The following is a 6020-nucleotide window of genomic DNA, read 5'->3' as shown; positions in this document are numbered from 1 at the left end:
CGGCTACACGAACCCGTATCTGTCGCCATTCGAGGAATTCCAGCGTTACAAGACGCATCCGGCGATCCGCTCGATTCTGGAAGGCGGCAAGCGGGTGTCGTACGGCGCACGGGCGATCACCGCGGGTGGCTTGCTGTCGCTGCCGAAGTTGGTGTTCCCGGGTGGCGCGCTGGTCGGCGACGACGCCGGCTTCCTGAACGCGTCGCGGATCAAGGGCTCGCATGCCGCGATCAAGACCGGCATGCTGGCTGCCGATGCTGCATTTGAAGCCGTGCAGGCCGGACGCACCAGCGATGAACTCACCGCGTATCCGGAGAGCTTCAAGACGTCGTGGCTGCACACGGAACTGCATCGTGCGCGTAACTTCAAGCAGTGGATGAGCAAAGGCCTGTACCTCGGCACCCTGATGGTCGGCATCGAGCAGAAGCTGCTGGGCGGCAATGTGCCGTGGACGCTGCATCACCAGCATTCCGATCACGAGATGCTCAAACCTGCGTCGCAGTGCAAGCCGATTGTCTATCCGAAGCCGGATGGCAAGCTGACATTCGACCGGTTGTCGTCGGTGTTCATTTCGAATACGAATCACGAAGAAAACCAGCCGGCCCACCTGACGCTGAAAGATCCTTCTGTGCCGGTGAACGTGAACTGGCAGACCTATGCCGGTCCGGAATCACGCTATTGCCCGGCTGCGGTGTATGAGTTCGTGAAGAACGACGACGGCAGCGAGCGTCTGGTGATCAACGCGCAGAACTGCGTGCATTGCAAGACCTGCGATATCAAGGACCCGACCCAGAACATCGTGTGGGTGACGCCTGAAGGTGGCGGCGGTCCTAACTACCCGAATATGTGAGTCGATACGCGGGGCATCGAAAGCGATGCCCCGCGTACGTCATCTAAATCAAGGAGTGCGACGTGCAAAGAGAAGTCGTTATTGTGAGCGGTGTGCGCACCGCGATTGGGAAGTTCGGTGGAAGCCTGAAAGACGTACCGCCGACGGAGCTTGCAGCCCTTGTCGTGCGAGAAGTGCTGGCACGTGCCAAGGTAGCCGGCGATCAGGTGGGACATGTGGTGTTTGGCAATGTTATCGCGACCGAACCCAAAGACATGTACATGGCACGTGTGGCCGCCATTAACGGGGGTGTCTCCGAGGCAGCGCCGGCACTGACCGTGAACCGCCTGTGCGGCTCCGGATTGCAGGCCATCATCTCTGCCGCGCAAACCATTCTGCTGGGTGACGCTGACGTTGCCATTGGTGGTGGCGCAGAAAACATGAGCCGTGCGCCCTACATCACGCCCGACACACGCTTTGGCGTGCGGATGGGCGATGCGCGTCTGATCGACATGATGCTGGGCGCGCTGAACGATCCCTTCCATACTGTTCCGATGGGGATCACGGCAGAAAATGTTGCCCAGAAATATGGCATCACGCGCGAGCAGCAGGACGCATTGGCGATGGAATCGCACCGCCGTGCAGCGCGCGCGATCGCCGAAGGGCGCTTCAAGGAGCAGATTGTTCCCGTGACGCGTCGCGCCAAGGGGAAAGACGTGTCGTTCGACACGGACGAACACGTGCGTCCGGACGTCTCCCTTGACGACCTTTCCGGTATGCGACCCGCTTTCCAGAAGACCGATGGCACCGTGACAGCAGGTAACGCATCCGGTATCAATGACGCTGCCGCCGCCGTCCTGATGATGGAGCGCGGTGCTGCCGAACAACGCGGGATCAAGCCGCTGGCCCGCCTCGTGTCCTACGCTCATGCCGGCGTGGATCCGCTCTACATGGGCATCGGTCCGGTGCCGGCCACGCGCATCGCGCTTGAACGCGCAGGCCTGAAGATTAGCGATATCGATGTGATCGAAGCAAACGAGGCATTCGCCGCACAAGCCTGCGCCGTCGCCCAGGAACTCCAGCTCGACGCTGACAAGGTGAATCCCAACGGCTCCGGCATTTCACTCGGTCATCCGATCGGCGCAACTGGCGCATTGATCACTGTCAAGGCTATCCACGAACTGAAGCGTATTAACGGCCGCTTCGCACTGGTGACCATGTGCATCGGTGGCGGTCAGGGTATCGCAGCCATCTTCGAAAATCTTCAATAGTCCCATGAACTATTTGACTGCTAGAGATCGAACATGACAATTGAAACGATCGGCGTCGTCGGCGCCGGAACGATGGGCAGTGGTATCGCACAGATCGCCGCGACGGCCGGCCTGAAGGTCGTTCTGATCGACGTTACCGAGGCCGCCCTCACGCGAGGGATGGCCGCATTGAGGTCGAGCCTGGAGCGGCTTGTAGCGAAGAATACGATCGCCGCTGATGCGGCCAGCGCCACGCTCGCGCGCATCGACACCTCAACCGAGTATCAACGCCTCGCCGAGGTGGACCTGGTCATCGAGGCCGCAACCGAACAGGTCGAGCTGAAACGCACGATCCTGAAGCAGATCGAAGCGGTCGCAAAACAACACGCGATTATCGCCACGAACACCTCGTCGATCTCCATCACATCGCTGGCAGCGGGCCTCGCCGATCCTTCCCGTTGCGTCGGCATGCACTTCTTTAACCCGGTGCCCTTGATGCCGCTCGTCGAGATTATCCGCGGTGTGCAGACCAGCGCAGAGACTGTCGACGCGATTCACGAATTGTCCCGCCGGCTCGGCAAATCGCCGATCGGGGTCAAGAATGCGCCGGGATTCGTCGTCAACCGGATTCTGGTGCCGATGATCAATGAAGCATTCTTCGTTCTGGCGGAGGGCATCGCAACGGCGGAAGAGATTGACGAGGGCATGCGTCTTGGCGCCAATCACCCCATCGGACCTCTCGCGTTGGCGGACCTGGTGGGCCTTGATGTTTGCCTCGCTGTGCTAGAGGTACTCGCGAAGGATCTCGGCGATCCTAAATATCGCGCCTGCCCTTTGCTTCGCGAACTGGTGGCTGCCGGACGTCTCGGCCGCAAGACCCGGCACGGAGTCTACCGCTACGATTGATCACGGGTCAGTGCCACGTGACCGTCGCATTCAAGAGCATTGACTACCCGTCACGATGGAACTCACCCTCAAAATCAGTCCCCCACGTGCCCCGCGGCACATGCTTGCCCGCACGCGCCTGAGCTCGGGCAGCGAGCGCTTTCGCGACCGGCCAGTGGCGATCGTGCAGGCACCACCGGGCTTCGGCAAGACGGCGCTGCTGGCCCAATGGCGCCGCGAGCAACTGATGCGTGGCAGCGTGGTGGCGTGGCTCTCGCTTGATGAACGCGATGACCCGAGGCGTCTGTTCGTGGGCCTGATGCTCGCCGTACGCGCGGGTTCCGGGCGGGCCGCATTTGGGAAACATCTGCTCGAGGGCGGCGCGGCACCGGCTGCGCCGCTTGAAGCAATCACGGCCTGGCTGGCCGAGGTCGCCCGCACGGCACTCGATATCGTTCTGATACTCGATGAAGTGGAGCCGCTTCCGCAGGCGAGCCACGAAGCGCTGGTTTACCTGTTCGAGAACCTGCCCGCCAATCTGCGCGTCGTACTTGCCTCGCGCGGAGGATACGACAAGCTTATCGCGCGCCTGATTCCCTATGGCCTGTGCACGGCGGTAGACGCCGCGACGCTGCGCTTTCGCCTCGACGAAACCGTCTCGCTGATCGGCGGCCGGTTTGGTGCCGACGTCGATGCCGATACGAGCGCAAGATTGCACGACATCACCGAAGGATGGCCACTCGGCCTGCAGCTCGCGCTCGACGCAATCGCCGAGACACACGATCCGGTTGCGGGCATCAACGCTTTCGCAAGCAGCAACGGTGGCATAGAGGCGCAGTTCGTGAGCGCGCTTTTTGAGCGGCTCAACAGCGACGATATCCGTTTCCTCACGCTCATCTCGATCGTCGACCTGTTGCATGGCGACCTCTGCGCTGCGCTCTCCGGTTTCCCCGATGCAAGGCAACGGTTACTGCGCCTTGCAAGTGAGACCCCGCTTCTTTGCAACGCGCAAGGTCGCCGGGGCTGGTACCGGCTGCACGCCATGGCGCGCGAGGTGCTTCGCGAGCGTGCCGCTGATCTGCCGCATGCCGAGCTGACTTGCCTGCATAACCGCGCCATGCATTGGCTGGCTGACAATGACATGACCGAGGCGGCAGCGCGACACGCACTGGCGTGCGGCGAGGAGGAGACGGCCTATAGGCTCGCGCAACGCAGCTTGCATGAAGCCGTCACCCAAGGCCGTCTTGTCGACGTGGCCGAGTGGCTCGAATGGCTTCCTGAAGCGGTGCTGGACCGGCATCCGGCGTTGCGCCTCGCCATCGCATGGGCACTCGCCATGAGCGACCGGCACAAGGACGCCGAGACACAGGCACAAGCCATTCTCCTCAGCACACAACCAGACGAGGCGACACGCTATGAGATCGACCTGATCCTGAGCGCTGCCGCCTATTTCGCCGATGAGCCTGACCGCGCAGCATGCCTGATGGACAAGTGGGGGGACACGCCCCCTGTCAGCGACTTATGGCTGCAACAGGTGCATGCAAACCGGCTTGCCGCGCGGGCACTCATGAACGGCGATTACGCGGCGGCCCGTCGATTGCAGCAGCGCGCACCACACGGCAAATCCAGCGCCGCCTGTCGATACGTGAGTCGATGGGGTGACTACATGACTGGCCTTGGGTACCTGTTCGAGGGGCAAATGCTGCTGGCGGAACGCACACTGCGCCCGGCGCTCGAACGTGCCGACAACGACCTGGGCCGGCGGCACCCGTTTTCCTGCATGATGGCCGCGCTTCTCGCCGCGACCCGATTCAAACGAGGCGACTTCGAGGACGCAACGGCCTTGCTGGCAAACCGCCTGGACGTACTCGAACGGCGGGGAACACCCGACGCCGTGATCCTCGCGTACCGCACAGCGGCGCGCATCGCAGCCGCGGCGGGCATGGAGCACCGCGCCGTCGACCTCCTTGGCACGCTAGATGCCATTGGCGCCGTGCGCAATATGCCGAGGCTGCGCGTGGCAAGCTTGACGGAGCAGATCCGCTTACACAGTGGCCACTTCCGTTCCGCGACATGCCAGACGCTTGTCGAGCAACTCGACCGAATCGTCGCCGCGCACGTGGTGTCAGATGCGCACATCACGCGTCGCACCCTGGTCTTGTATCGGGATATTAGCCATGGTTACGCGGCGATGGCCGCTCAGGACTGGCGTGCAGCCGAGCATGCGCTCACTCGCGCGCAGCGGGTCGCCGAGGAGATGAGGCGCGGTGCGGTGCGTGTCGATATCATGGCGTTGCGCGCCTTTGTTCTGGACCGCACCGGGCAATCGGCTACCGCGCTTCTGCGTGAGGCGGTGAGTCTTGGGGCGGCGTGCGGGATGAAGCTCATGCCGGTCGACCTGCATCCTGCCGTCGCGCTGTGGATGGACGCACCCGATACCGACGGTGCCGCGCGCCTTCCCTCGTCGCCTGAAACGCAATCGTCGATTGTGGCCGATGCACCAGCGGCCGAGCGTCACGATGGCCTGCGTGCGACCCCCTGTATGGCCCTGACCCCGAAGGAACGTCGCGTGTTGGAGTTAGTCACCCGCCATCTGACGAATAAGGAAATCGCATTCGCCATGGGGATTGGGCAGGAGACGGTGAAGTGGCATATGAAGAACCTCTTCCTGAAACTCGACGCAACCTCACGTAGACAGATTGTTCGCCGTGCTCAACTCATGGGCCTGCTGCAGGAAGCGGCCTGAACGGCCCATACGGCGCCTAGGCAGCGGCTTTCTCCCGCTACACCTCCCGACTTTTTCCGCGAAGCAAGCGCTTATTGCTTCGGCCTGCCAATTCAATCAGAAAAAAATACGGCCCGCCTGAAGGGTAGTCCCTGAATTAATCAGCGCCCCTCTAGTCGCATAGTGCGTCACGCAGACGCAACACTCGGGGGGTGGTACGGATTCAACAGCACGGTCCCAAGCTCATCGAACCGGCTGAAAACCCTGCTATAACGGGTCGCGCGGCGTTTATGCCATAACGATATTCCTGAAAACCCGCCCCCCTTCCGTG

Annotated in this window: 4 protein-coding genes; all 4 read left to right on the top strand. The window is 62.1% G+C overall.

Annotated features, from left to right (window positions below):
* Positions 1-850 (top strand): electron transfer flavoprotein-ubiquinone oxidoreductase (locus PQQ96_RS41350; protein WP_408303084.1); only part of this gene is annotated, 850 nt, incomplete at its 5' end.
* Positions 851-912: 62 nt separating this feature from the next.
* Positions 913-2100 carry a beta-ketothiolase BktB gene (gene bktB, locus PQQ96_RS41345; RefSeq protein ID WP_408303082.1) on the top strand — a complete coding sequence of 396 codons (1188 nt, stop codon included), beginning with the start codon at positions 913-915 and terminating at the stop codon, positions 2098-2100.
* Positions 2101-2133: 33 nt separating this feature from the next.
* Positions 2134-2985 (top strand): 3-hydroxybutyryl-CoA dehydrogenase, encoded by an 852-nt coding sequence (locus PQQ96_RS41340; RefSeq protein ID WP_408303080.1) that lies wholly within the window; start codon positions 2134-2136, stop codon positions 2983-2985.
* A 100-nt stretch (positions 2986-3085) separates the two neighbouring features.
* Positions 3086-5710 carry a winged helix-turn-helix domain-containing protein gene (locus tag PQQ96_RS41335; RefSeq protein ID WP_408303078.1) on the top strand — a complete coding sequence of 875 codons (2625 nt, stop codon included), beginning with the start codon at positions 3086-3088 and terminating at the stop codon, positions 5708-5710.
* Positions 5711-6020 lie beyond the last annotated feature (310 nt).

Origin of the sequence: Paraburkholderia sediminicola, from assembly GCF_046027825.1 — a bacterium.
Lineage (GTDB): Bacteria > Pseudomonadota > Gammaproteobacteria > Burkholderiales > Burkholderiaceae > Paraburkholderia > Paraburkholderia sediminicola_D.
The sequence above is the reverse complement of the archived record's forward strand: the minus strand, read 5'-3'. Positions and strand labels throughout refer to the sequence as shown.